This window comes from Pseudomonas sp. 32A (assembly GCF_052682255.1).
Window position 1 is genome coordinate 2,253,890 of sequence record NZ_JBQYLY010000001.1, and the last position, 23,864, is coordinate 2,277,753.

Below are 23,864 nucleotides of genomic sequence, written 5' to 3' on the forward strand. Positions count from 1 at the left end.
GAAGTGGGCTAGGAGGATGAGCAAGTTCCATGCCCTGATTCAAAATGTGGGAGCTGGCTTGCCTGCGATAGCGCTGGGTCAGGCACAGGGGCTTCGACTGACACACCGCTATCGCAGGCAAGCCAGCTCCCACATTGATCGGTGGTGTTTGGGCGGGCGGGATCCTGCTCGAAAATGGTGCGCAACGGCATACGTCAAATGACGTACGCCGTTACGTCAGGCTGCGTATACCCGCCGTGGCCACCTGCCGCCATGCTGAACCCCTCATTGCAGAGGAGTCGCCCCATGGAATCACGATTGATCCGCTCCAAACCGTTGTTGGCGTTATCACTGCTGGCGGCCAGTCTGTTCAGCCATGGCGTCATGGCCGACAACGAAGGCCTGGCGGTCACGCCGACGGAAGTCACCGTCGGCCAGCTGCACTCGGCCACCGGCACCATGGCGATTTCCGAAACCGGTTCGATCCAGGCCGAACGCCTGGCCATCGAGCAGATCAACGCCTCGGGCGGGATCCTAGGGCGGCAGATCAAGGTGATCCAGGAAGACGGCGCGTCCGACTGGCCGACCTTCGCCGAGAAGGCCAAGAAACTGCTGGTCAACGACAAGGTGGCCGCAGTGTTCGGCTGCTGGACCTCAGCCTCACGTAAAGCCGTATTGCCGATCTTCGAGAAAGAAAACGGCCTGCTTTACTACCCGACCTTCTATGAAGGCCTGGAACAGTCGAAAAACGTGATCTACACCGGGCAGGAAGCCACCCAGCAAATCCTCGCCAGCCTCGACTGGATCGCCAAGACCAAGGGCGCCAAAACCTTCTACCTGGTGGGCTCGGACTACATCTGGCCGCGCACCTCGATGAAGATTGCGCGCAAGCACATTGAAAACGTCCTGCACGGCACTGTGGTCGGCGAAGACTACTACCCGCTGGGCAACACCCAGTTCGGTTCGCTGATCAACAAGGTCAAACTGAAAAAGCCTGACGTGGTGTTCGCGGCGGTGGTGGGCGGCTCCAACGTGGCCTTCTACAAACAACTCAACGCGGCGGGCGTGAATTCATCCAAGCAAACCCTGCTGACCCTGTCGGTGACCGAAGACGAACTGCTGGGCATCGGCGGCGAGAACATGGCCGGCTTCTATGCCTCGATGAAGTACTTCCAGAGCCTCGACAACCCGAACAACAAAGCCTTCGTGGAAGCGTTCAAGGCCAAGTACGGCAAGGATGCGGTGATTGGCGACGTGACCCAGGCGGCCTACCTCGGCCCATGGTTGTGGAAAGCGGCGGTGGAGAAGGCGGGCAGTTTCGACGTGGATAAAGTCGTTGCCGCATCGCCTGGCATCGAGCTGAAAAATGCGCCGGAAGGCTACGTGAAGATCCACGAAAACCATCACCTGTGGAGCAAGTCGCGCATCGGTGAAGTGCAGCCGAACGGGCAGTTCAAGGTGATCTACGAGTCGGATCTGATCGAGCCGAATCCGTTTCCGAAAGGCTATCAATAACCTTTGACGTGTAAACCCGGCTTCTGTGGGAGCCGGGCTTGCCCGCGATGCAGGCGACTCGGTCTTTCAGTGACACCGAGGTGATTCCATCGCAGGCAAGCCAGCTCCCACATAAAGCAGAGGCAGATTGCATTTCAACCTCCCGCTCAGGAGACCATCATCATGGAATGGCTATCGGAATTTGGAGCCATCGCGGCGATGCAGGGGTTCAACGGCTTGTCCGTGTTCTGCGTGCTGTTGCTGATGGCATTGGGACTGGCAATCATCTTCGGCCAGATGGGCGTGATCAACATGGCCCACGGTGAGTTCCTGACCATTGGCGCCTACACCACTTACGTCTGTTCCAGCCTCACCGCGCACTTCGCGCCGAGCTTTCAGCCGTATTACTTTTTCATTGCCATTGCCCTGTCTTTCCTCGTCGCCGGCGCCGTCGGCTGGCTGGTGGAATGGGCGATGATCAGCCGCTTGTACAAGCGCCCACTGGACACCTTGCTCGCCACCTGGGGCTTGTCCCTGGTGATGCAGCAAACCTTCCGCTCGGTGTTCGGCGCCCGTGAAGTGAGTGCCGAACCGCCGGCCTGGCTGATGGGTTCGGTGAACCTCACCGACGCCATCGAAATTCCGCGCAACGGCCTGTTCATGATGGGCCTGACCCTGCTGCTGACCGGGGCGATCTTCGTCATGCTCTACCGTTCGCGCTGGGGCCTGCAAGTGCGCGCCACCGTGCAAAACCGCTTGATGAGCCGCGCCGTGGGCATTAATACACGCAAGGTCGACCGCATGACCTTCGCCCTCGGTTGCGGTGTGGCGGGCGTGGCCGGTGCGGCCTTCACCACCATCGGCTCCACCGGGCCGACCGCCGGCTCGCAGTACATCGTCGACACCTTCCTGGTCGTGGTATTCGGAGGCGCGCAAAGCCTGTTCGGCACCATTGCCTCGGCGTTCGTGATTGCCCAGACCCAATCGCTGTCGGAGTTTTTCCTCAGTGGTTCGATGGCCAAGGTGCTGACGCTGTCGTCGGTGATCCTGATCCTGATGCTGCGCCCGCAAGGGTTGTTCTCCATCAAAGTGCGCAAGTAGAGGCGAACCGATGAAGGCTCTAGACAAACTGCTGGGCGGCCAGCAAAACCTGATCGGCATCGTGCTGCTGGCGCTGTTGATCCTCGTGGTATTCCCGCTGACCCTGGATGCGTTTCGCCTGAACATGGTCGGCAAGTACCTGACCTACGCGTTCGTCGCCGTGGGCCTGGTGCTGTGCTGGGGCTACGGCGGGATTCTCAGCCTCGGGCAGGGCGTGTTTTTCGGCGTCGGCGGCTACTGCATGGCGATGTTCCTGAAGCTGGAAGCGTCCGATCCCGAGAGCACCAGGATCCAGTCGACCCCGGGCATTCCGGACTTCATGGACTGGAACCAGATCACCGAACTGCCGTGGCTGTGGCAGCCATTCCACAGCTTCACCTTCACCCTGTTCGCGGTGATTGCGGTGCCGGTGTTGCTGGCATTCATCATCGGCATGGCGCTGTTCAAGCGGCGGGTGGGCGATGTGTATTTCTCCATCGTCACCCAGGCGATTGCGCTGATTCTCACGGTGCTGATCGTCGGCCAGCAAGGCCTCACCGGTGGCGTCAACGGCATCACCGACCTCAAGACCCTGCTGGGCTGGGACCTGCGCGGCGACGGCGCGAAGATGATCCTGTATTTCATCAACGCCGGGCTGCTGTTTGGCTGCATCTTCATTGGCCGTTTCATCCTCGCTTCAAAGCTGGGCCGGTTGTTGATGGCCATGCGTGACAAGGAAGAGCGGGTGCGGTTTTCCGGGTATGACGTGGCCAGTTTCAAGATCTTCGTGTTCTGCGTGGCGGCGGCGTTCTCGGCGATTGGCGGAGCAATGTTTGCCTTGCAGGTGGGCTTTATGTCGCCGTCGTTCGTGGGGATCGTGCCGTCCATCGAAATGGTGATCTTCGCGGCGGTGGGCGGGCGCATGTCGCTGCTGGGCGCGGTGTATGGCGCGTTGCTGGTGAACTACGGCAAGACCTACTTTTCCGAGTCCTTCCCTGAGCTGTGGCTGTACCTGATGGGCGGGTTGTTTATCGCGGTGGTCATGTACTTCCCCAACGGCCTGGCCGGGTTGTGGGACAGCCATGGTCGCCAGGCCCTGGCTCGACTGTTGCGGCGCAAACCGGTGGTCAAGGCCGAACCGGCGAAGATCAAGCCCAAGGCTGAAGCCAAGATCCTGGAGACACAACCATGACCGCCGTTGGTTTTGAAATGAAAAAGCCCGTGTTGGCCATTGAGGGGCTGACTGTGTCGTTCGACGGGTTCAAGGCGGTCGATAACCTCAACCTGTACATCGACCGCAATGAAGTGCGGGTGGTGATCGGCCCCAACGGTGCCGGCAAAACCACGGTGCTGGATTTGATCTGCGGCAAGACCCGCGCCACCAGCGGCAGCATCCAGTTCGACGGCCAGGAACTGACCAAAATGCGCGAATACAACATCGTGCGGGCCGGGGTAGGGCGCAAGTTTCAGAACCCGTCGATCTACGAAAACCTCACGGTGTTTGAAAACCTCGAGATGTCGTATCCGGCCGGGCGCAAGGTGTGGGGTGCGCTGTTTTTCAAGCGCAATGCCCAGGTGGTCGCGCGGGTCGAGGAAGTGGCGCGGGAGATATTCCTCGGTGATTTGTTGCAGCAGCAGGCGGACCTGCTGTCCCACGGGCAAAAGCAGTGGCTGGAGATTGGCATGCTGCTGATGCAAGACCCTGAATTGCTGATGCTCGACGAGCCGGTGGCCGGGATGAGCGTCAACGAGCGGGCGCAAACGGCGGAGTTGCTCAAGCGCATCAGCCAGGGGCGCTCGGTGTTGGTGATCGAGCATGACATGGAGTTCGTCAAGAGCATCGCTCACAAGGTCACGGTTTTGCATCAGGGCAAGGTGCTGGCCGAGGGCAGCATGGAGTCGGTGCAGAGCAATCCGAAAGTCATTGAAGTGTATTTGGGCCACTGAGGAGTCGGGCATGTTCAAGATCGACAAACTGTCGTGTGGGTACGGGCAGAGCCAGATTCTTCACGACCTGGAGCTGGATGTGGCGAAGCGTGAGATCGTCGCGGTGATGGGGCGTAACGGGATGGGTAAGACCACGCTGTTCAAGAGCCTGATGGGGATTCTGCCGCAGTGGCAGGGGCAGGTGAGTGTGGATGGGCATGATGTGTCTGGGCTTGAAACCCATGAGCGGGTCGAGCGGGGGATTGCCTATGTGCCTCAGGGGCGGATGATTTTTCCCAGCATGAGTGTGTTGGAGAATATTCAGACCGGGTTGCCGGCGGCGGCTCGGGGCAGGGTGCCTGAGGATTTGTATGCGTTGTTTCCGGTGTTGTATGACATGCGTTCGCGCAAGGGGGGGAATTTGTCTGGGGGGCAGCAACAGCAGTTGGCGATTGCCCGGGCGTTGGCGACGAATCCCAAGGTGTTGTTGTTGGATGAGCCGACTGAGGGGATTCAGCCTTCGATCATCAAGGACATTGCTCGTACGCTTAAGGAGATTCGCAATTTGCGGGATTTGACGATTGTTGTTTCGGAGCAGGTGTTGTCGTTTACCTTGGAGATTGCTGATCGGTTTTTGGTGATTGAGAAGGGGAGGTTTGTGATTGAGGAGACTCGGGATCGGGTGGACGAGGCGACTATTAGTCGGTATTTGTCGGTTTGACTTGGTTGAGTACATATCCGTTTCTTCGGTAACGGCGGCTTATGGTTCCGCTCTTACAGCGGCTCACTTTGGAAAAGCCCCAAAGTAAGCAAAGGGCTCTGCCCCGCCTGTCGGCGCCTCGCCTAGGCTCGGTGTTCCCTCTCTCCGGCATTGCTCCGCGGGCCGCCGCGACGGGCCATCCATGGCCCGGCGCGGCTAAACCGGCGTCCTGCCGGTTTACCCGCTCCGCAATACCTGCGTTCGGCCTCGGGCTGAATGGGGCAGTCAGATCAAAATCAAAAGCAAAAGCACAGCGGCCTCCCGGCCGGCTTGAGTGTTAAAAGCAAAGGCAAGATCCAGAGCGAAAGCCAAATCTGAAGCTGATGCAGCTCTGCTTTTCTGTGGGAGCTGGCTTGCCTGCGATGCAGACACCTCGGTGTATCAGGTACACCCAGTTCATGCCATCGCAGGCAAGCCAGCTCCCACATTTGGACCGTGCCCGCTTTAGTTTTTGATTTTGCTCTTCAACACTCAAGCCGGCCGGTAGGCCGCTGTGCTCTTGATCTGCTTTTGATCTTGATCTTAGGCGCCCCGTTAAACCACGCTGGCCGAACGCAGGCTTTGGAGCGTGGGTAACCTGGCAGGACGCCAGGTTAGCCGTCCTGGGCCAGGGATGGCCCATGACGGCGGCCCACGGTCCAAAGCCGGAGTGAGGGCACACCGAGCCTAAGCGAGGTGCCGAGTGGTGGGGCAAGAGCGTTTTGCTTACTTTTGCGCTCTTCAAAAGTGAGCCGCTGTAAGAGCGGAACCGATATAAGCCATCACCCAAATAATGGATATACACACCGCCCGTCACAGCACCAGCCGAACCTCCGCACACAACCCACCACCATCCCGATTGCTCAAGGTCAACTCCCCACCAATCGCCACCGCCAGTTGCTGGGCAATCGCCAACCCCAACCCAGTACCCCCAGTGCCGCGATTACGCGAACTCTCCACCCGATAAAACGGCTGCATCACCTGCACCAACTCATCCGCCGCAATCCCCGGCCCCCGGTCCAGCACCTTGATCGAAAGCTCACCCGCCGCCGTCGCCCCCACCTCCAACTGCGCCGCCCCGGCAAATTTCAGCGCGTTATCCACCAGGTTCACCAGCACCCGACGCAACGCATGGGGCCGTGTATCCAAAACCACCGCGCTTTTACCGGTCAAACTCACTTGCTTGTTCATGTCCTGGTAATCAAACACCAGGCTGTCGAGAAACGCATCCAGGTCGATCCGGCAACTGGCCTCGGTGGACCCATGCACACTGCGGGCATACGCCACACCCTCGCGCACCAGATGCTCCATTTCCCCCAGGTCACTCCAGAGCTTATCCCGGTCCACCGAGTCCTCCATAAACTCGGCACGCAATTTCATGCGGGTGATCGGCGTCTGCAAGTCATGGGAAATCGCCGCCAGAATTTGCATGCGCTCCTTGAGGTACTCGGCAATCCGCTTCTGCATTTCGTTGAACGCCGCCGCCGCATGCGCCACCTCGGTGGGGCCGGTTTCGTCCAGCGGTGTCGGGCGCGCATTCGGGTCGAGGGTTTCCACCGCCCGTGCCAGCCGTGTCAGCGGGCGGATGGCGATGCGCACGGCGATCCAGGTGCACACCAGCAACACCACCAGTTGCAGCACCAACACCACCGGCAGCCAGAACGCAAACGGGATGGGCTTGGGGTGTACATCAATGGTGATCGGGCTGCCATCGGCCAGGGTCAGGTGCGCCTGGAAGTGTTTTTGCAGGCCGGGGATGTTGCGAAACGTCAGCGGGTAATGCTCGCCCAGGGCATCGGCAATCGAGGTGGCGGCCATGGGCACGTCGTCGCTGGCCATCGGCTCGCCGGGTTCGCCGGCATTCAGCAGGTAGCGGTAGGCGTTGCGGTCGAGGCGCGGCAGCCAGCTGGCGCGCTCGGCGGCGGGCAGGCGGTCGAGGATCGCGATCGACGTCGACACGTCGTTTTCCAGGTTGCCCAGCATCACGCTCCGGGCGCTCATGTAGCGCTCATAGAACTGCGCACTGAACGACAGGGCGTTGGCGCACAGCAGGCTAACGATGAAAATCACCGACAGTTGCGCCGCCAGGGTGCGCGGCCAGCGGAACGTGAGGGTCATGCCGAGTCCCCAAGGATTTCCACCGCCAGGGAGAACACATAGCCTTCGCTGCGCACGGTCTTGATGTAGGCCGGCTCACGGGCGTCGTCCAGCAGGCGCTGGCGCAGGCGGCTGACCAGCAGGTCGATGGAGCGGTCGAACAGGTCCGCGTCCCGGCCCTGTGTCAGGTTCAGCAACTGGTCACGGTTGAGCACCCGTTGCGGATGGTCGAGGAAGACGCGTAACAGGCGGTATTCAGCGCCGCTCAGGGCCACCAGGGTGTTGTCTTCGTCCAGCAGATGGCGGGCGGTGGTGTCCAGGCGCCAGCGGCCAAAGCGGATCAGCCGGCCGCTTTCGGTCACCACCAGGTTTGGCGGCAGCATCCGCGTACGGCGCAGCACGGCGTTGATGCGGGCCAGCAGTTCACGGGCGGCGAAGGGCTTGACCAGGTAATCGTCGGCGCCCATTTCCAGGCCGATGATGCGGTCGGTTTCATCGTTGCGCGCGGTGAGCATCAGGATCGGCGTGGCCTTGTGCTTGCCCACCCGCAGCTCGCGGCACAGCTGCAAACCGTCGTCGCCGGGCATCATGATATCCAGCACGATCAGGTCCACGGGCGTGGTGTCTAGGAAGCTGCGCATCTGCCGGCCGTCAGCCACCACGGTGGTGCGCAGGCCATTCTTTTTCAGGTAGTTGCCCACCAGTTCGCGGATCTCCCGATCGTCATCGACAATCAGAATGTGATCGACGTGATCCATGCTGCCTTCCTCGTTGAATAGTCATTGATGCGCAGTCTAGCCACTGGCGGCGGGCTTGCCTTGTGCCCTTTGTATTGCAGTGTATCTGGCGGTGACGAGATACACGTCGACGCAAAAATCCGGGCTTGGCCGACACAATCCGGATACCTCGCAAGGTTCAAATGAGCCCATCGAGGTAGTCCGCCTCGGCCCACTTGAACCCCCGGGGAACCAACCATGACTATTAAAGCTACCTATGCCAGTTGCCTGTTCGCCTTACTCACTGGCCTGAGTGTTGCCGCCCATGCCGAAACCAACGCCAGCCAGCCGGATATCCACCAGGTGGTGTCGATCTCCGAAGAGTCCGGTGGCGCCCTGTGCGGCATCGTCAATTCGCACCTGACCTACCTCGATTCCGAGGGCCAGCGCCACGTCCTCGACTACCGCAAATTTTCCAGCAATTGCCTTGAAGGCAGCTGAGGAGCCTGCCATGACGCGACTCAACAGCTTTCTCAGTGCCCTGGCATTTTCCATGGCGGGTGTGGCGGCGGATGTGAACGCCGCTACCGCGAAAAAACTCACCGGCAGTGAAACCTGCTTCCAGAACACGCCGGTGGCGCAAAACGGCGCGGGTCGCAAACGCGACGAAACACCCCCGGCCACGAGGTGACACCCATGAACTTCATCCGATACCTGCGCCGCTCAAAAGGCCTGCTGCTGTTGGCACTGGTGGTTGCCTTGGTCGGCGTACCCAAGGCGGTCAACTACCTGATCAACAACGTCGACGCCGAAAGCTTCAACCAGTCCGATGAGCGCATGCCGTCCCTCGACGGCGCCGTGGCATGGCTCAACTCGCCGCCGCTGACGGCCGAGGGCCTGAAGGGCAAGGTGGTGCTGGTGGATTTCTGGACCTACGACTGCGTCAACTGCCAGCGCAGCCTGCCGTACGTCAATCAGTGGGCGAAGAAGTACGCCAGGGACGGGTTGGTGGTGATCGGTGTACACACGCCGGAAAACGCCTACGAGAAAGTCCTGGATAACGTGCGCAGCCAGGTCAAGAAGCTGGACATCCATTACCCGGTGGCCATCGACAACGACTACCGGATCTGGCGCGCCTTCGATAACCAGTACTGGCCGGCCCATTACTTCTTCGATGCCACCGGCAAAGTGCGCTACAGCCATTTCGGTGAAGGCCGCTATGACAATCAGGAGAAGGTCATCCAGGCCTTGCTGGAAGAAGCCAGGGCGGCTAACGCGCCAACCTAAGCTAATGCCAAAAAGGTATTTATTGCGAGGTTTTTAGATCGTTTAGCTTCACCACTCCACGTACCTGTTCATGGAGTGAGCACCCAATGTCGCACCCCCTGGCAATCAACACCTTGCCCCTGCTGGACCTGGCGCTGTTCGACGGCAGCCTGGCCCAGCGTGGGCAGTTTCTCGATGACCTGCGCCACGCTGCGCGGCATATCGGTTTTTTCTACCTCACTGGCCACGGCATCGACGCCGGGTTGCTCACCCAGGTGCAGCAGCAGGCGCGCCAGTTTTTCGCCTTGCCGGAGGCCGACAAACTTGCTGTAGGCATGATCAACTCCCCGCACTTTCGCGGCTACAACCGCGCCGCGTCGGAGATCACCCGGGGGCAGCCGGACCTGCGTGAACAGTTCGACCTTGGCGCCGAGCGCGAGCCGTTGCAGCAAGGCCCGGATTCACCGGCCTGGTCGCGCCTGCAAGGTCCCAACCAGTGGCCTGCCGCGTTGCCTGAACTCAAGCCCTTGTTACTGGCCTGGCAGCAGGCGATGACGCAGATGTCCCTGCGCTTGTTGCGCGCCTTTGCCCAGGCCTTGTCGCTGCCGGAAAATGCTTTCGACCCGCTGTATGGCGACAAGCCCAACGAACACATCAAGCTGATCCGCTACCCCGGCCGCCACGCCCAGCAGAGTCGCCAGGGCGTCGGTGCCCACAAGGATTCCGGCTTTCTCAGCTTCCTCCTGCAAGACCAGCAGGCCGGCCTGCAAGTGGAAGTGGAGGAGGGCCGCTGGATCGACGCCTCGCCGCGCCCCGACACTCTGGTGGTGAACATCGGCGAGTTGCTGGAGCTGGCCACCAACGGCTACCTGCGTGCCACGGTGCACCGGGTCGAATCGCCGCCCCTGGGCCGCGAACGTTTGTCCCTGGCGTTTTTCCTCGGTGCGCAACTGGACGCGGTGGTGCCGGTGTATCAGTTGCCGCCCGAGTTGCTGCGCGATGCCCATGGCCCCACCAGTGACCCGCGTAACCCGCTGCTGCGGGACGTCGGCTGGAACTACCTCAAGGGTCGCCTGCGTTCCCATCCGGATGTCGCCCAACGGTTTTACGCCGATGCCACGATTCCCCAAGCCCTGTCCGCCTGATAAGGAACATCACCATGCTCAAGAAAACAGCCCTGGCCTTGGCCGTCCTGATTGCCTCCTTCGACGCCCAGGCCGCCGAGGCCCTGCGTGTGGCGGCGGACCCGATTCCCCACGCGCAAATCCTCGAATACGTGCAGAAGCTCGACCCGCAGCTGCAGCTGAAAATCATCGAAATCCCCAACGGCGTGAACTCCAATGAACTGCTGGCCCACGGTGATGTGGACGCCAACTACTTCCAGCACTTGCCGTACCTGCACTCCCAGGAACAGGCTCTCGGCCAGAAATTCACAGTGGCAGCCACCGTACATATCGAGCCGCTGGGTATCTATTCCCATCGCCACACCAGCTTTGCCCAGGTGCCGGATAAAGGCACCGTGGCCGTGCCCAACAACGTCACCAACCTGAGCCGTGCGCTGTACCTGCTGCAAGCCAACGGCCTGATCACGCTCAAGCCCGGCTTCAGCGACCCGGCCAAGGACCAGGCAACGCCCAAGGACATTGCCGAGAACCCCAGGCACCTGAAGATCCTCGAGATCGAATCACCACAGATTCCTCGCGCCCTGGATGACGTCGACCTCGCTGTGATCAACGGCAACTACGCCCTCGAGGCCGGCCTGTCACCGGCCAAGGACGCCCTTGGGCTGGAAAAAGCCCAGGGCAATCCCTACGCGAATATCCTCGTGACCACCCCGAAATTGCAGGACGACCCACGGATCAAACAGCTGGCCAAGGACCTGAATTCGCCGGAGGTGGCCAAGTTCATTACCGAGAAATACGCAGGCTCGGTGATTCCGGTAGCTGTCGAATGATCGTCGTCGAGCAGGTCAGCAAAACCTACGCCGATGGCCAGCCGCCGGCGCTGGATAACGTGTCGTTGCAGATTGCCGATGGTTCGATCTTCGGGATCGTGGGGCGGAGCGGGGCGGGCAAGAGTACTTTGCTGCGTTGCCTGAACCTGCTGGAGCGCCCGACCTCCGGGCGTATCCTCATGGACGGCCAGGACCTGACACTGCTCAGTGACAAGCAACTGCGCCAGCAACGTCAGCGCATCGGCATGATCTTCCAGGGTTTCAACCTGCTGCATTCACGCAACGTCGCCGACAATGTGGCGGTGCCCCTGGAAATCGCCGGCCAGCCGAAGGCCGAACGGGTCGCCCGGGTAAAGGAATTGCTGGAGCTGGTCGGCCTGAGTGACAAGGCACTGGCGTTTCCGTCGCAACTGTCCGGCGGCCAGAAGCAGCGCGTCGGCATCGCCCGGGCACTGGCGGCGCGCCCGGATTATTTGCTGTCGGACGAAGCCACCAGCGCCCTCGACCCGGAAACCACCGCGTCGATCCTGGAACTGCTGCGCAGTATCAATCGGCAACTGGGGGTGACCATCGTGTTGATCACCCACGAGCTGGATGTGGTCAAGGCTATCTGCGACAGCGCGGTGTCCCTGGCCAATGGGCGCGTGGTGGAAAGCGGCAGCCTGATTCAATTGCAGGCGGACCCCGCCTCAAGCCTGGGCCGGTCACTGGCCCCCAACCTGCCAGCGGTGAGGGCGGTATGAAAACGGACTGGAACGACATCCTGCAATTGCTGCTCACGGCCACCGGCGAAACCCTGTACATGGTGCTGCTGGCGGCGGTCTTTACCTTGCTGATCGGCCTGCCCCTGGGGGTGCTGCTGTTTGTCAGTCGCCGCGGCGGGCTGTTCCCGCTGCCACGGGTGAACCGTGTGCTGGGTGCGGTGATCAACCTGGGCCGCTCATTGCCCTTTGTGGTGATGCTGATTGCCTTGATTCCACTGACCCGGCTGATCGTCGGCACCACATTGGGCAGCACTGCCGCCGTGGTGCCGATCACCATTGGTGCCTTTCCGTTTTTTGCGCGGATTGTCGAGAACGCGCTGGACGAAGTGGACAAGGGTCGCATCGAAGCTATTGTCGCCATGGGCGGGGATATTCGGCATGTGATCTTCAAGGTGCTGCTGCCGGAGGCGCTGCCTGCGTTGCTTGCGGGGTTGACCCTGACCCTGGTGATGCTGATCGGCTTTTCGTCCATGGCCGGGGTGATTGGCGGTGGCGGCCTCGGCGACCTGGCGATTCGTTATGGGTATCAGCGTTTCAACAATCAGATCATGGTGGTGACGGTAATTGTGTTGGTGGTGCTGGTTCAGGGCGTGCAAAGCCTGGGGGATCGTTGCGTGAGGTCGCTGGCGCATCGTCGATAAACAGTTATGTACTAATGAATTTTTAATATTTCTAGTTATATACATGACTGAGTAAAGTTCTCCTTCGTACCTCCACCTCGTCGCCGGGAAATACTCTTCATGAACCGTCCCCACGGGCATCCCACGCCGATCCTGACTTTGCCCCAGGGCGAAAAAGACCCGCTGTCGATTCGCGCCAAGGCACTGGTCTTTGCCGACCCGCGTTCCCTGCAACTGCTCGAATATTTGCAGCGTGTCGGCCCCAGTGAAGCGCCGGTGTTGATCAATGGCGAGACCGGCACCGGCAAGGAGCTGGTGGCGCGCTATATCCACAGCGCCAGCGGCCGCACCGGTGCGTTTGTGCCGGTGAACTGTGGGGCCATCAGCGAGAACCTTGCGGAAAGCGAATTTTTTGGGCATGAGGCCGGCTCGTTTTCCGGGGCCTCGGGGCGGCGGATCGGCTGGTTTGAAGAGGCCGATGGCGGGACCCTGTTCCTCGATGAGATCGGTGATTTGCCGCTGCCGTTGCAGGTGAAGCTGCTGCGGGTATTGCAAGAGCAGGAAGTGGTGCGGGTGGGGTCGCGCAAGCCGATCAAGATCAATATCCGGCTGGTGACGGCCACCAACATCGACCTGGAGCAGGCGGTGGAGGCGGGCAACTTTCGGCTTGACCTGTTCTATCGCATCAACGTGGCGCAGGTGCAGGTGTTGCCGTTGCGTGAGCGGCCGCTGGATATCCTGCCGCTAGTTGAGCATTTTCGGCGGCTCTACAGTGCCAGGCTGAAAATCGCCGAGCCGATGTTGTCGGAGTCGGCGACCCAGGCGTTGCTGGATTATCCGTGGCCGGGGAATATTCGCGAGCTGGAGAATGTGGTGCACCTGGCGCTTTTGGTGGCTGGGGACAGGCCGATCATGCCGTCGCATTTGAAGTTTTCTGCGGGGCTGAGTGCGATGCATGCCAGCGTTAACAGCGGGGCGCCGAGGATTCCGCAGGAGGTGGTGCGGGAGCAGTTGCTGCGGTTGTTCGAGGTGCCGGGGGATTCGTTGTTGCACGATATCGAGGATTTGATCGTGCGGGAGGCGTTTGGGTTTTGTGGGTTTAATCAGTTGCGTACGGCGGAGTTGTTGGGGGTGACGCGTAATGCCATGCGGACGCTTTTGGTGAATCATGGGATGCTCAAGGGGCGGGTGAAACCCTGATTTTTTGATGATGTACATATCCGTTTCTTCGGTAACGGCCACCTATGGTTCCGCTCTTACAGCGGCTCACTTTGGAAAAGCCGGAATGCCGGCCCAGCCCAAAGTAAGCAAAGGGCTCTGCCCCGCCTGTCGGCACCTCGCTGGGGCTCGGTGTTCCCTCACTCCGGCATTGCTCCGCGGGCCGCCGCGATGGGCCATCCTTGGCCCAGCGCGGCTAAACCGGCGTCCTGCCGGTTTACCCGCTCCGCAATACCTGCGTTCGGCCTCGGGCTTATTGGGGCAGTCAGATCAAAATCAAAAGCAAGAGCACAGCGGCCTCCCGGCCGGCTTGAGTGTTGAAAAGCAAAAGCAAAAGCAAAGACCAAAGCGAAAGCAGATCTGCTTTTCTGTGGGAGCGGGCTTGCTCGCGAAAAACCTGAGAGCGCCGCGTTCATCCAGAATGCCCGCGTCATCGTTAACGACCTTCGCGAGCAAGCCCGCTCCCACATTTTTTGGACCGTGCCCGCTTTAGATTTTGATTTGGCTTTTGCTCTTCAACACTCAAGCCGGCCGGGAGGCCGCTGTGCTCTTGATCTGCTTTTGATCTTGATCTTAGGCGCCCCGTTAAACCACGCTGGCCGAACGCAGGCTTTGGAGCGTGGGTAACCTGGCAGGACGCCAGGTTAGCCGTCCTGGGCCAGGGATGGCCCATGACGGCGGCCCACGGTCCAAAGCCGGAGTGAGGGCACTCCGAGCCTAGGCGAGGAGCCGAGTGGTGGGGCAAGAGCGTTTTGCTTACTTTTGCGCTCTTCAAAAGTGAGCCGCTGTAAGAGCGGAACCCATATCAGCCATAACCGAAGAAACGGATATGTACTCAATCAACCCCGACCCACCTCAACAACCCTCCCCGAAGCCCCAATCCTGCGCAACAAAGGCAACACCTCCGCCCCCACATGAATCGACTCTTCCAGATGCGGAAACCCCGAGAGAATAAAGCTGTCCACCCCGAGCTGGTGATACTCCTCGATCCGCTCCGCCACCCGCTCATAACTCCCCACCAACGCCGTCCCGGCCCCGCCCCGTACCAGGCCCACACCGGCCCAGAGGTTGGCCGAAACCTCCAGCTCCCGCGCCCCACGCCCACGGCCTTTCATCAACTCGGTCTGGCGACTCTGACCCACCGATTCATACTTGGCCATCTGCCGCTGCGCCTGGTCAATGGCGTCCTTGGGTATCTCCTCCAACAGCCGCTCCACATGCGCCCAGGCCGCCTCGTCAGTGCGATCGGCAAAGATGTGCAAGCGCAACCCAAAGCGCAACGTCCGGCCCTGCATCGCGGCCAACTCACGCATCCGCACCACCCGCTCGGCAATCATCGCCGGCGGCTCACACCACATCAGGTACGTCTGCCCATGGGCAGCCCCCACCTGCTCGGCAGCCTCGGAGGCACCCCCAAAATAGATCGCCGGCACCTCGGCCCCAGGCGCCACCGGCGTGCTGATCCCAGTGCGGTAGTAGCGTCCCGGATGCGCCGGCTGCTTGCCAGCCCACACCGCCTGGAACACCTGCAAAAACTCCGCAGTACGGGCATAACGCTCATCGTGTTCGAGAAAATCCCCCAACGAACGCTGCTCAAAACGGCTGGACCCCGTCACCACATGCAACGCCAGGCGATTCTCGCTCAGCAACTGCAAGGTCGCCGCACGGTGGGCGGTATAGGCTGGCAGCTCCATGCCTGGTCGCAACGTCAGGAGGAATTTAAGCCGTCGCACTTCCTGGGCCAGCACTGCGGTAATCAGCCACGGATCCTCGAAACCGCTGGCGGTGGGCACCATGATCCCGTCGAATCCGGCCTGTTCGGTAGCCCGCACAATCTGGCGCAGGTAATCGAGGGTGGGGGCACGTTCGCCTTGCTGGAACAGCCCGACCTTGGGCAGGCCGCTGCTGGTCAGGTGGCGACCGTCGCCATTGGTGGGCAGGAACCAGTCGAGCTGGATCGCGGGGCGAACCTCAGTGTTCATGGTGCAGGCGCTCCTTGCGCAGGCCGTGTTGAAAAAGCAGCGGCAGGATCTGTTCACCAAAGCGCAGCACTTCGCCGACCGCCGGGCCGCCTTGCAGGATGATGTGGCCAAGGCCCAGGCCGTGCAGTTCCTGCAGGCGCGTGGCGATTTGGCGGGGCGTGCCTACCAGGATCAGCGGTTGGCCAGGGTGCAGTTGCAGCAGGTTCGGGTGGATCTCCCACTGGCGCAACGGGTGTCGGTCGCGGGGCACGGTGGCGATGCGGTGGTTGGGCAGGTCCTGGGTCGGCAGCAGGGCGGCGACGGTCTCCCAGGCCAGGTCCTCGCTGTCGCCGATGACCAGGCCGAAGGTACAGGCAAAGGCCAGGCCCGGCTGAAGCTGGCGCCAGCGTTGTATCTCCTGGGCCAGCCACTGTGGATGCCCAGGCTGTAACAGGCACACCTGGGCGTGGCCGGCCACCAGCGCGTGGCTTTGGCTGTCGTCCAGCACCAGTGGCGGCGCAGGCAGCTCGCGGCGGGCGACGCCGGCGTTTTCCAGTTGGAAATAGCGGCCTTGATAATCCAGGCCGCCGTCATTCGGTGCCAGCAGTTGTTGGAGAATCTCCAGGTATTCGCCGATGCGTTCGCTGCGCTGGTCGCGATTCAGCCATTCGCCAAACGCACTGCGCAGGCTGCCTTGTTCGCCGTCGGGCAAGTGCAGGCGCACCCGGTGGCTGCTGATCGATTGCAGGCTTTGCAGGGTGGTGGCCAGGGCCGCCGGCAGCATGACTTCCGGCGGTACGCTCACCGACAATTGCACTCGTCGGGTGTGGGCGCATAACGCCGCCGCCACCCCGAGGCTGTCGGCACACAGCGCGCCGCCGGGGATCCACAGGCCGTCGATGCCGGCGTATTCCACCGCCTGGGCCAGCTGGATCCATTGCCCCGGCCGCGCCGCCCAGTCGGGGGTACAGAGGGGCATCAACCAACTGAATTCAAGGGGCATACACGGGCTCCATAGTTTGGCATCAGCATCACGCGTCGTCGTAGCAGCTGTCGAGCCCCGGCGAGGCTGCGTTCGCGGTGTATCTGACACACCGCTACGCAGCCTCGTTTCACTCGACAGCTGCTACGGGAGCGGACGCTTTCAGGGCGTTTGATCATCCTACTCTCGTCCTCGCCATCCGAGGGCCGGCGCGATGTCCCGGGCGATGATTTCCAGGCGCTTGAGGATCTGCGCCTGGGTCGAGCTTTCAGCCTGGACCACGGCGATCACGTAGTCAGCATAGGGCAGCAGGGCGGGTCCTGTTGCAGGCTGGCGATCACTTCGTCGGGATGGCCGTGGTGCACGTTCATCAGGCGCAGGTGCTCCTGCAGGTCCACGGCTTGATCAATCAGGCCCTCGCGTTGCAGGCGGGGGATGTGGCGCTCGATATCCACCGCCAGTTCCGCTTGGGCACTGGCACGATCCGCTGCCGGGAAAATTGCCCGCACCACGCCGATTCTCGGTGGGCGATCGGTGCGGGTCCAGGCGTTCAAGTAAGCATCGGCCAGGGGTTTCTGCACCGTCAGCGGATCGTGGGTGGCGGTGCCCAGCAGCAGGCCGTTGCCCTGGCTGGCGGTGTATGCCGCGCCTTCGAGGCTGCCGTGGGAGTGCCACAAGCGGCGGCTCAAGCCGGTTGCTGGCGGTTGCAGGGTCAGCGCGCTGCGGGGCGTCAACGGCTCGCCGTCGAGTAACTGCTGGACCTGCTGCTGGTGGTCGCTGAAGTCGACCTGGCGTTGCACGGCATCACGGCCAAACGCGCTGAAATTGTCGAGGTTGGCGCCGCCGCTGCCCAGGCCCAATTGCACCCGGCCGCCGCTCAGGGCATCGAGCACACTGGCGTCTTCCGCCAGGCGGATCGGGTCTTCGAAAGGCAGCACGATCACCCCGGTGCCCAGTTCGATATGCCGGGTTCGCTCGGCCACCGCCGCCAGCAATACCAGCGGTGACGGCAGCCGGCCAAATCCGTTGCTCAGGTGGTGCTGGGCAATCCAGCCACCGTCGAAACCGAGGGCTTCGGCGACTTCGAATTGTTCGATCAGGTCGCGGTAGACCTGCTGTGGATCGTCGCCAAAGGCGTGGCTGAGAAAGCCCAGTTTGAAGCTCATGTCAGGGTTCCTTGGGGCAGTGTCGGTTGCCAGCCGAGGGCCGGGGCGATCTGTTCGCGGATGATTTCCAGGGCGCGGATCGCATCCCGCAGCGGGGTGCTGGCGGTCTGTACTTGCAGCACCAGGTGGTCGTTGGCCGTCAGGCTCGGGCCTTGCTGCAACTGCTCGATGATCTGCTCGACCGGGCCGTGCAGGATGCCGAGGCGCTTGAGGGTGGCGTCGAAATCATCATCCACCGGCGCCTTGTACACGCCGATGCTCTGTTGGCGTTGCACGTAGGCCTGGATATCGTTGCGCGTGGCGGCGTCCGGGTTCGGGATCAGCGCCTGTACCCGGGCGACGCGGGGCGGGGTGCCGTTGTCACCGGTCCAGGCGTTGCGATAGCGGTTGACCAGTTCTACCCCGGCTTCAGGCGGCAGGTGCGGGTTGGGCGCCATGATCAGGCCGTGGCCGCGCTCGGCCACCATTTCCACCCTTGAGGTGGCTTCCCAGATTCGCTGCCCAAGGCCGGCTGCCCGTGGCAACAGGCGCGAGCCGCTGTCGGTCAGTGGTGCGTTGCCCAAGGCATGGATTAACTGTTGCAGGTGCTGCTCATAGTCGCGGTGGCGCGCCTCAGGCTCACGACCGAATGCCGTGAACGTGTCGGGATCAAAACCCGCACCCAGGCCCAGCTCCAGCCGGCCATTGCTCAACAGGTCCAGCACCGAGGCGTCTTCCGCCAGGCGCAGCGGCGCTTCCTGGGGCAGCACGATTATCCCGGTGCCCAGGCTGATCCTGCGGGTGCGCTGGGCGATGGCGGCGAGCAATACCAGGGGCGAGGGCAGGCGGCCGTTTTCGCTGGCGAAGTGGTGCTGCGCCACCCAGCCACTGTCAAAGCCCAGCTCTTCGGCGACCTTGAACAACTCCACGGTGTCGCGGTAGACCTTGGGCTCGAAGCCGGGGCTGTAGACCCGGCTGAGAAACCCCAGGGAAAAACGCGAACTCATGGCAGCACCTCGCGGGCCAGTTGTGTTTGCAGCGCGGGGCCGGCATTGACCGACTCCAGCAGGCCGCTGAACGGGCTGATGGTCAGGTAACCCCTGTTGAGCCATACCGCCTCATCCTGCTTCTGCTGCTCGGCGGTGGCGGCAGGGCTGTACTGGAAGCCGATGCCCGGCTTGCCCGGCAGCTTGAATTGCTTGAGGTCGTCGGTGTACACCGCTTCAAAACCCACATAGCTGCCGATGCGGGTGAGTTTCACGCCCTTGATCTGTGGGGCTTTTGGCAGGTTGATATTCAGGCCCAGGCCCTTGGGCAAGAGCGCGCCGTCGGGCTGGCGATGCTGGTCCAGGGCATTGACCAGCTTCGCCACCAGCAGTGCCGCGCGTTGTGGGTCTGTCTCTTTCAAATCGGTGCTGACCGCCAGCGCCGGAATGCCCGCCTGCACCGCGACACTGGCGACGTTGAAGGTGCCGGAAGCGCTGTTGATCGCCCCCAGGTTATTCCCGGGGTTAGGGCCGACGATCACCAGGTCGGGGTGGGGCATGACTTTTTTCAGGCCCATCAGCAAGGCCATCACCGGCGTGCCGCTGATTTCGATCTGCACGTCTTTGCCGGCGCATTCGGGGCTTTGGCACACGCCGTTTTCAGTGGTGCTGATGTAGTAACTGTCGGGGTAGGCCGGGTCGTCGTCATGGCCAATGGTGACTTCGCGACCAAAGAAAAACGCACCGCCCCGTGCGCTCTGGTCGGCCTGCGGTGCGGCAATCCGCACTGTATGCCCCTGGGCCTTGAGCTCGGTGTACAGGGCGCGAATATTGGGGTGCTGATAACCGTCGTCGTTGCTCAGCAAAATGTTCAGGGCAAAGGCCTTCGAGACGAACAGGCTGCCGACGGCCAGCATCCATGCGCTGTGCTTCATGGTGTGACTCCCTGGGTAAAGCGATTGGCCGGGCGCGGCAGGCCGAGGTTTTCCCGCAGGGTGGTGCCTTCGTATTCGGTGCGGAACAGCCCGCGTTGCTGCAGCAGTGGGATCACCTGCTCGACGAACAGGTCGATACCGCCCGGGAAGTACGGGAAGAACACATTAAACCCGTCACAGGCACGGGCTTCGAACCACTGCTCGAAGAAGTCGGCAATGTCTTCGGCGGTGCCGATTACCGGGTTGCCGGCGGTCAGGTGCAAATACAACTGGCGGATGCTCAGGTTCTGGCTGTGGGCCAGTTCCAGTAGTTTGTCGCGACGGCTGCCGCGCTGGCCTACCGGGGTTTCCGGCAGCGGGCCGTCGAGGTCGTAGCCCGACAGGTCGATGTCATCCCCCAGGGTGTCGGCCAGGAAACGCAGGCCCAGCACCGGGTCCACCAGGGCTTGGAATTCTTCGAACAGCGCCTGGGCCTGTTCGCGGGTTTCGCCAATAAACGGGGTGACACCGGGCAGGATCTTGATGTGGTCGGGGTCACGGCCAAAGGCGGCGGCGCGTTGCTTGATGTCTTGATAGAAAGCCTGGGCGCCGGCCAGGTCATGGTTGACCGCAAAAATCAGCTCGGCAACGCGGGCGGCGAGGGCCTTGCCAGGTTCCGACGCACCGGCCTGCACCAGCACCGGATGGCCCTGTGGAGGGCGGGCGACGTTGAGTGGGCCACGTACGGAAAAATGTTCGCCGCGATGATTCAGGGTGTGCAGTTTGGCCGGGTCGAAATACTCCCCGCTGGCCTTGTCGCGGGTGAAGGCGTCGTCGTCCCAACTGTCCCAGAGGCCCTTGACCACGTCGTGGAATTCTTCGGCGCGCTGGTAGCGGTCGCCATGGTCGATATGGGTTTCGCGGCCGAAGTTCCAGGCCTCATCCGAGACCACCGAGGTCACCAGGTTCCAGGCGGCGCGCCCCTTGGACAGATGATCGAGGGAGGCGAACTTGCGGGCGATATGGTACGGCTCGTTGTAGCTGGTGGTGGCGGTGGCGATCAGGCCGATGTGGCTCGTGACGGCTGCCAAAGCGGCCATCAGGGTCAAGGGTTCGAAGTGTTCGGCGCGGGCAGTACGGCTGAGGGCGTCGTGATGATGGCCCCATAAGGCGACCACGTCGGCGACGAACAAGGCGTCGAATTTGCCGCGTTCGGCGGTTTGCGCGATGTGTTTGAAGTGCTCGAAATCCAGGCTGGCATCCGCCTGGGCCAGGGGGTGGCGCCAGGCCGATACATGGTGGCCGCTGTTGGCCAGGAAGGCCCCCAGCTTAAGTTGATCGGTACGTCGGGTCATGGACAGGCTCCCGCAAAAGGTCAGGCGCAGGGCCGGCGAACCGGCCCCGCGGGCTGGGTCAGAAGGCGTACGTCACGCCGGTGTACCAATAGCCACCGGTGGTGCCGTAAGGCGAAAAGGTACCGTACGGGAAGCCGCCGGAGCTGCTTACCAGATCGGTGCGTTTCGGGTATTTGTTGAACAGGTTGTTGGCCCCCGCATTCAGGGTCACGGCTTTGGTCAGGTGGTAGTCGATGTTCAGGTCGGTGATCCAGGTCGGCGCGAAGTTGCGGTCGTAGATCTCGGCGGTGCCGTACTCGGTGTACGAGCCGTAGCGGGTCAGGTTGAGGCTGGTTTCGACTTTGTCGTAGGTCCAGGTGGTGCCCAGAAGCAGCTTGGATTGCGGCAAGCCGTACTTGAGGTTGCCCTGGCGCTGGCGGCCATAACCACCGTCCGGGCCGAGGGCCTGTGTGGCCACGGTCGAGGCGTGGATCGAGTCAATCTGGGTGGTGTTCCAGTTGAAGCCGGCGCTGTATTTCAGGCTGCCATAGGCACCGATGTCCTGGCGGTAGTCACCCACCAGGTCGACGCCACGGGTGGTGGTGTCGAGGGCGTTGGTGAAGTAGGTCACCGCCTGGTTCGGGTTGAGCCCGGCGGCGGCGAGGATCGCGCTGATCTGCGGCGTACCGCCCAGGTAACCGGTCTGGGCGATGCGGTCCTTGATCACGATCTGGTAGGCATCCAGGGTGATGTTGGTGTTGTCAGTGGGTTGCAGGGTCAGACCGATGCTGTAGTTGGTCGACTTTTCAGGCTTGAGGGTGGTCGCGCCCAAGGCCTTGGCCACATCGGAGTTCACCGCCACGTTGCGGTAGTCGAACAGTTGCCCGTTGACGCTGGTTTGCGAGGTGGAGCTGTAGATCTGCTGGGCCAGGGACGGTGCGCGGAACCCGGTGCTGACGGTGCCGCGCAAGGCCAGGATCGGGGTCAACTGGTAGCGGGTGGAGAACTTGCCGTTGGTGGTGGTGCCCGAGCCGTCGTTGTAGTGCTCGTAGCGCCCGGCCAGGTCCACATGCCATTTGTCGGTGAGGTCCTGGCCGATCTCGCCGTAGCCCGCGAGGCTGATGCGGCTTTTTTCGGCGGCGTCGGCCGGGGTGGTACCGGCACCGGAAATGGTCCCGGGTGGAATGATCGCGCCGTTGGCACCGGTGTCGAACGGCCCGCTGGCGTAGGAGGCGAGGTCTCCCTTGCCGATCTTGTAGTCTTCGTAGCGCTGTTCCAGGCCCCAGGAAATCTGCGTCGGCTTGTACAGGCCGAGGTCGAAGGCGCGAGTCAGGTCGAGGTTGTTGGTCCACTGGCTGAAGGTTTTTACGCCGGTGTCGACCGAGGTCGGTGAGTTCGGGCCGTAGCTCAGGTTGTAGGTGTCGGTGAGGGTGGCCCGGGCATGGTCCTGGCCGTAGGTGCTCGACAGGTCATAGTCCCAGCCGGCGGCCTGGCCCTTGCCGCCGAACGCCACCTGGAAGTCGTCTTCGATGAAGCGCAGGTTGTCTTCGATACCTTCCGGGTACGGGGTCTGGATGCCGTTGAACGACGGTGGCTGGTGGAACGCCAGGGGCTTTTCCGAGTTGCGGTGGGTGTAGGTCGAGAACGAGTACAGGGTCAGCGCGTCGGCGACCGGCAGCTCGGCGTTGTAGCCCAGGCTGAAGTTCTTCGCCTCGGGCAAGCCGGTGCCGTAGTAAGTGTGGCGTTGGCTGGTGTTGCCGGCACTGTCGGTGTACGGCGCCGCATCGGAACGGTCCGAAACGTCCTGTTTCTTCACGTCCAGGGCGAGGTTGATGAAACCGTCGTTGGGCAGGGCCAGGCCGACATTGCCGGTTTGACGCACGGTTTCGCCGTCGCCGTTTTCATAGTTCTGGCCGTAGGTGGTGGACAAGCTGCCGCCGTGGTCGGTTTGCTTGAGCACGATGTTGATCACGCCGCCGATGGCGTCCGACCCGTATTGCGCCGAGGCGCCGTCACGCAGGACTTCGATGTGATCCACCAGGGCGGTGGGGATCATGTCCAGGTCCACCGGTTGCGAGCCGGAGTTGAGGGAAGTGGCGTTGTTCAGCAGCGCGCTGTTGTGGCGGCGCTTGCCGTTGACCAACACCAGTACCTGGTCGCCGTTCAAGCCGCGCAGGCTGATGGGGCGCACGATCGAGGTCGAACCGAAGCCCGACGAGGCCGGCTGGTTGAGGGACGGCAGCACCTTGCTCAAGGCACGGGTCAGGTCGCCCTGGCCGGTGGCGAGCAACTGCTTGGAAGAAATCACGTCCACCGGCGCCGGGCTGTCGGCCAGGGTGCGGGCCTGGCCACGGTTGCCGATGACCACGACGGTGTCCAGAGGGTTATCGCTGGCCGGGGCGTCGGCGGCGAGGGTCAGGCTGCTGTAGCTGACAGCCTCGCACACGGCGAGGAACAACAGGGTATGGGCGAAAGCCTTGCCGGGTTGGCGGCGGCCTGCGGCGCGTGATGGATTCATGATGTGCAACACTCCAGTGTGGTTAGGCAACGGGCCTTGTTCGAGGACGGCTTGTTGAGTTCAAGCTCTGGTGGAGGCAGGAGAGCAAAGGCTGTGCCATCGCTGAAAAGTCTTGGATAACAAGGAGTTGTTGGAGGGTTTGCGGGGCGGGTGGTGTTTTTCTAACAGGCA

General features: G+C 62.1%; 21 protein-coding genes and 1 pseudogene. 13 read left to right on the top strand and 9 right to left on the bottom strand.

Annotation, left to right across the window (positions count from 1 at the left end; translation table 11 throughout):
- The first annotated feature begins 285 nt into the window (after window positions 1-285).
- The 5 genes from urtA to urtE all read left to right on the top strand — a co-directional run bounded on the left by urtA (window position 286) and on the right by urtE (window position 5,200).
- Entirely contained in the window at window positions 286-1,494 is a 1,209-nt protein-coding gene (gene urtA / locus ACUN0G_RS10390; RefSeq protein WP_017475234.1) for an urea ABC transporter substrate-binding protein, read from the top strand.
- Window positions 1,495-1,656: 162 nt separating this feature from the next.
- A complete protein-coding gene (gene urtB, locus ACUN0G_RS10395) occupies window positions 1,657-2,574 on the top strand; it encodes an urea ABC transporter permease subunit UrtB (RefSeq protein ID WP_063028859.1) in 918 nt (305 codons plus the stop codon).
- Between the two features lie 10 nt (window positions 2,575-2,584).
- A complete protein-coding gene (gene urtC / locus ACUN0G_RS10400) occupies window positions 2,585-3,745 on the top strand; it encodes an urea ABC transporter permease subunit UrtC (RefSeq protein WP_017475232.1) in 1,161 nt (386 codons plus the stop codon).
- On the top strand, window positions 3,742-4,500 hold the full coding sequence (urtD, locus tag ACUN0G_RS10405; RefSeq protein WP_017475231.1) for an urea ABC transporter ATP-binding protein UrtD: 759 nt from the start codon (window positions 3,742-3,744) through the stop codon (window positions 4,498-4,500). The genes urtC and urtD overlap by 4 nt, the downstream gene beginning before the upstream one ends.
- 10 nt (window positions 4,501-4,510) lie before the next feature.
- Window positions 4,511-5,200, top strand: coding sequence for an urea ABC transporter ATP-binding subunit UrtE (gene urtE, locus ACUN0G_RS10410; RefSeq protein WP_076015741.1), 690 nt, complete (start codon window positions 4,511-4,513; stop codon window positions 5,198-5,200).
- 831 nt (window positions 5,201-6,031) lie between these two features.
- Here urtE and ACUN0G_RS10415 read toward each other — a convergent pair.
- Both ACUN0G_RS10415 and ACUN0G_RS10420 read right to left on the bottom strand, forming a co-directional pair.
- Window positions 6,032-7,336, bottom strand: coding sequence for an ATP-binding protein (locus tag ACUN0G_RS10415; protein ID WP_445573302.1), 1,305 nt, complete (start codon window positions 7,334-7,336; stop codon window positions 6,032-6,034).
- Complete coding sequence (locus ACUN0G_RS10420; RefSeq protein WP_063028866.1) at window positions 7,333-8,073, bottom strand: response regulator; 741 nt, start codon at window positions 8,071-8,073, stop codon at window positions 7,333-7,335. The genes ACUN0G_RS10415 and ACUN0G_RS10420 overlap by 4 nt, the downstream gene beginning before the upstream one ends.
- 216 nt (window positions 8,074-8,289) lie before the next feature.
- On the opposite strand from ACUN0G_RS10420, the gene ACUN0G_RS10425 reads away from it, so the two are divergent.
- The 8 genes and pseudogenes from ACUN0G_RS10425 to ACUN0G_RS10460 all read left to right on the top strand — a co-directional run bounded on the left by ACUN0G_RS10425 (window position 8,290) and on the right by ACUN0G_RS10460 (window position 13,835).
- Window positions 8,290-8,532: a DUF2790 domain-containing protein gene (locus ACUN0G_RS10425; protein WP_445573303.1), complete on the top strand. Its 243-nt coding sequence runs from the start codon at window positions 8,290-8,292 to the stop codon at window positions 8,530-8,532.
- 10 nt (window positions 8,533-8,542) lie between these two features.
- On the top strand, window positions 8,543-8,722 hold the full coding sequence (locus tag ACUN0G_RS10430) for a hypothetical protein (protein ID WP_421526208.1): 180 nt from the start codon (window positions 8,543-8,545) through the stop codon (window positions 8,720-8,722).
- Window positions 8,723-8,799: 77 nt separating this feature from the next.
- Window positions 8,800-9,318 (top strand): annotated as a pseudogene (locus ACUN0G_RS10435) (thioredoxin family protein); the annotation flags it as partial.
- An 86-nt stretch (window positions 9,319-9,404) separates the two neighbouring features.
- Window positions 9,405-10,442: an isopenicillin N synthase family dioxygenase gene (locus ACUN0G_RS10440; RefSeq protein WP_445573304.1), complete on the top strand. Its 1,038-nt coding sequence runs from the start codon at window positions 9,405-9,407 to the stop codon at window positions 10,440-10,442.
- A gap of 14 nt (window positions 10,443-10,456) precedes the next feature.
- The gene (locus tag ACUN0G_RS10445; protein WP_421526210.1) at window positions 10,457-11,251 is read left to right on the top strand and encodes a MetQ/NlpA family ABC transporter substrate-binding protein; all 795 of its coding nucleotides are present in this window, start codon (window positions 10,457-10,459) and stop codon (window positions 11,249-11,251) included.
- The gene (locus ACUN0G_RS10450; protein ID WP_421526211.1) at window positions 11,248-11,994 is read left to right on the top strand and encodes a methionine ABC transporter ATP-binding protein; all 747 of its coding nucleotides are present in this window, start codon (window positions 11,248-11,250) and stop codon (window positions 11,992-11,994) included. The genes ACUN0G_RS10445 and ACUN0G_RS10450 overlap by 4 nt, the downstream gene beginning before the upstream one ends.
- Window positions 11,991-12,656 (top strand): methionine ABC transporter permease, encoded by a 666-nt coding sequence (locus ACUN0G_RS10455; protein WP_003212526.1) that lies wholly within the window; start codon window positions 11,991-11,993, stop codon window positions 12,654-12,656. Before ACUN0G_RS10450 ends, ACUN0G_RS10455 begins: the two co-directional genes overlap by 4 nt.
- Before the next feature lie 99 nt (window positions 12,657-12,755).
- The gene (locus ACUN0G_RS10460) at window positions 12,756-13,835 is read left to right on the top strand and encodes a sigma-54 interaction domain-containing protein (protein WP_167665456.1); all 1,080 of its coding nucleotides are present in this window, start codon (window positions 12,756-12,758) and stop codon (window positions 13,833-13,835) included.
- 857 nt (window positions 13,836-14,692) lie between these two features.
- On the opposite strand, the gene ACUN0G_RS10465 is transcribed toward ACUN0G_RS10460, so the two are convergent.
- The 7 genes from ACUN0G_RS10465 to ACUN0G_RS10495 all read right to left on the bottom strand — a co-directional run bounded on the left by ACUN0G_RS10465 (window position 14,693) and on the right by ACUN0G_RS10495 (window position 23,693).
- Window positions 14,693-15,835: an LLM class flavin-dependent oxidoreductase gene (locus ACUN0G_RS10465; protein WP_445573305.1), complete on the bottom strand. Its 1,143-nt coding sequence runs from the start codon at window positions 15,833-15,835 to the stop codon at window positions 14,693-14,695.
- Complete coding sequence (locus ACUN0G_RS10470) at window positions 15,825-16,817, bottom strand: LLM class flavin-dependent oxidoreductase (protein WP_445573306.1); 993 nt, start codon at window positions 16,815-16,817, stop codon at window positions 15,825-15,827. Before ACUN0G_RS10470 ends, ACUN0G_RS10465 begins: the two co-directional genes overlap by 11 nt.
- 266 nt (window positions 16,818-17,083) lie before the next feature.
- Complete coding sequence (locus ACUN0G_RS10475) at window positions 17,084-17,962, bottom strand: LLM class flavin-dependent oxidoreductase (RefSeq protein ID WP_445573307.1); 879 nt, start codon at window positions 17,960-17,962, stop codon at window positions 17,084-17,086.
- Window positions 17,959-18,948: an LLM class flavin-dependent oxidoreductase gene (locus ACUN0G_RS10480; protein ID WP_421526147.1), complete on the bottom strand. Its 990-nt coding sequence runs from the start codon at window positions 18,946-18,948 to the stop codon at window positions 17,959-17,961. Before ACUN0G_RS10480 ends, ACUN0G_RS10475 begins: the two co-directional genes overlap by 4 nt.
- Window positions 18,945-19,862 (bottom strand): 5'/3'-nucleotidase SurE, encoded by a 918-nt coding sequence (locus ACUN0G_RS10485; RefSeq protein ID WP_445573308.1) that lies wholly within the window; start codon window positions 19,860-19,862, stop codon window positions 18,945-18,947. The genes ACUN0G_RS10480 and ACUN0G_RS10485 overlap by 4 nt, the downstream gene beginning before the upstream one ends.
- The gene (locus ACUN0G_RS10490; RefSeq protein WP_445573309.1) at window positions 19,859-21,196 is read right to left on the bottom strand and encodes an LLM class flavin-dependent oxidoreductase; all 1,338 of its coding nucleotides are present in this window, start codon (window positions 21,194-21,196) and stop codon (window positions 19,859-19,861) included. Before ACUN0G_RS10490 ends, ACUN0G_RS10485 begins: the two co-directional genes overlap by 4 nt.
- Before the next feature lie 58 nt (window positions 21,197-21,254).
- A complete protein-coding gene (locus ACUN0G_RS10495; protein WP_421526150.1) occupies window positions 21,255-23,693 on the bottom strand; it encodes a TonB-dependent receptor plug domain-containing protein in 2,439 nt (812 codons plus the stop codon).
- Between the last annotated feature and the right edge of the window lie 171 nt (window positions 23,694-23,864).

What these genes read in the sequence shown, in the direction of transcription:
- ACUN0G_RS10445 (WP_421526210.1), top strand. Translation starts at nt 10,457, where the DNA reads ATGCTCAAGAAAACAGCCCTGGCCTTGGCCGTCCTGATTGCCTCCTTC.
- ACUN0G_RS10480 (WP_421526147.1), bottom strand. Translation starts at nt 18,948, where the DNA reads ATGAGTTCGCGTTTTTCCCTGGGGTTTCTCAGCCGGGTCTACAGCCCC.
- ACUN0G_RS10495 (WP_421526150.1), bottom strand. Translation starts at nt 23,693, where the DNA reads ATGAATCCATCACGCGCCGCAGGCCGCCGCCAACCCGGCAAGGCTTTC.
- urtC (WP_017475232.1), top strand. Translation starts at nt 2,585, where the DNA reads ATGAAGGCTCTAGACAAACTGCTGGGCGGCCAGCAAAACCTGATCGGC.
- ACUN0G_RS10460 (WP_167665456.1), top strand. Translation starts at nt 12,756, where the DNA reads ATGAACCGTCCCCACGGGCATCCCACGCCGATCCTGACTTTGCCCCAG.
- ACUN0G_RS10485 (WP_445573308.1), bottom strand. Translation starts at nt 19,862, where the DNA reads ATGAAGCACAGCGCATGGATGCTGGCCGTCGGCAGCCTGTTCGTCTCG.
- ACUN0G_RS10470 (WP_445573306.1), bottom strand. Translation starts at nt 16,817, where the DNA reads ATGCCCCTTGAATTCAGTTGGTTGATGCCCCTCTGTACCCCCGACTGG.
- urtE (WP_076015741.1), top strand. Translation starts at nt 4,511, where the DNA reads ATGTTCAAGATCGACAAACTGTCGTGTGGGTACGGGCAGAGCCAGATT.
- urtB (WP_063028859.1), top strand. Translation starts at nt 1,657, where the DNA reads ATGGAATGGCTATCGGAATTTGGAGCCATCGCGGCGATGCAGGGGTTC.
- ACUN0G_RS10475 (WP_445573307.1), bottom strand. Translation starts at nt 17,962, where the DNA reads ATGAGCTTCAAACTGGGCTTTCTCAGCCACGCCTTTGGCGACGATCCA.
- ACUN0G_RS10415 (WP_445573302.1), bottom strand. Translation starts at nt 7,336, where the DNA reads ATGACCCTCACGTTCCGCTGGCCGCGCACCCTGGCGGCGCAACTGTCG.
- ACUN0G_RS10465 (WP_445573305.1), bottom strand. Translation starts at nt 15,835, where the DNA reads ATGAACACTGAGGTTCGCCCCGCGATCCAGCTCGACTGGTTCCTGCCC.
- ACUN0G_RS10450 (WP_421526211.1), top strand. Translation starts at nt 11,248, where the DNA reads ATGATCGTCGTCGAGCAGGTCAGCAAAACCTACGCCGATGGCCAGCCG.
- urtD (WP_017475231.1), top strand. Translation starts at nt 3,742, where the DNA reads ATGACCGCCGTTGGTTTTGAAATGAAAAAGCCCGTGTTGGCCATTGAG.
- ACUN0G_RS10440 (WP_445573304.1), top strand. Translation starts at nt 9,405, where the DNA reads ATGTCGCACCCCCTGGCAATCAACACCTTGCCCCTGCTGGACCTGGCG.
- ACUN0G_RS10430 (WP_421526208.1), top strand. Translation starts at nt 8,543, where the DNA reads ATGACGCGACTCAACAGCTTTCTCAGTGCCCTGGCATTTTCCATGGCG.
- ACUN0G_RS10455 (WP_003212526.1), top strand. Translation starts at nt 11,991, where the DNA reads ATGAAAACGGACTGGAACGACATCCTGCAATTGCTGCTCACGGCCACC.
- ACUN0G_RS10425 (WP_445573303.1), top strand. Translation starts at nt 8,290, where the DNA reads ATGACTATTAAAGCTACCTATGCCAGTTGCCTGTTCGCCTTACTCACT.
- ACUN0G_RS10490 (WP_445573309.1), bottom strand. Translation starts at nt 21,196, where the DNA reads ATGACCCGACGTACCGATCAACTTAAGCTGGGGGCCTTCCTGGCCAAC.
- ACUN0G_RS10420 (WP_063028866.1), bottom strand. Translation starts at nt 8,073, where the DNA reads ATGGATCACGTCGATCACATTCTGATTGTCGATGACGATCGGGAGATC.
- urtA (WP_017475234.1), top strand. Translation starts at nt 286, where the DNA reads ATGGAATCACGATTGATCCGCTCCAAACCGTTGTTGGCGTTATCACTG.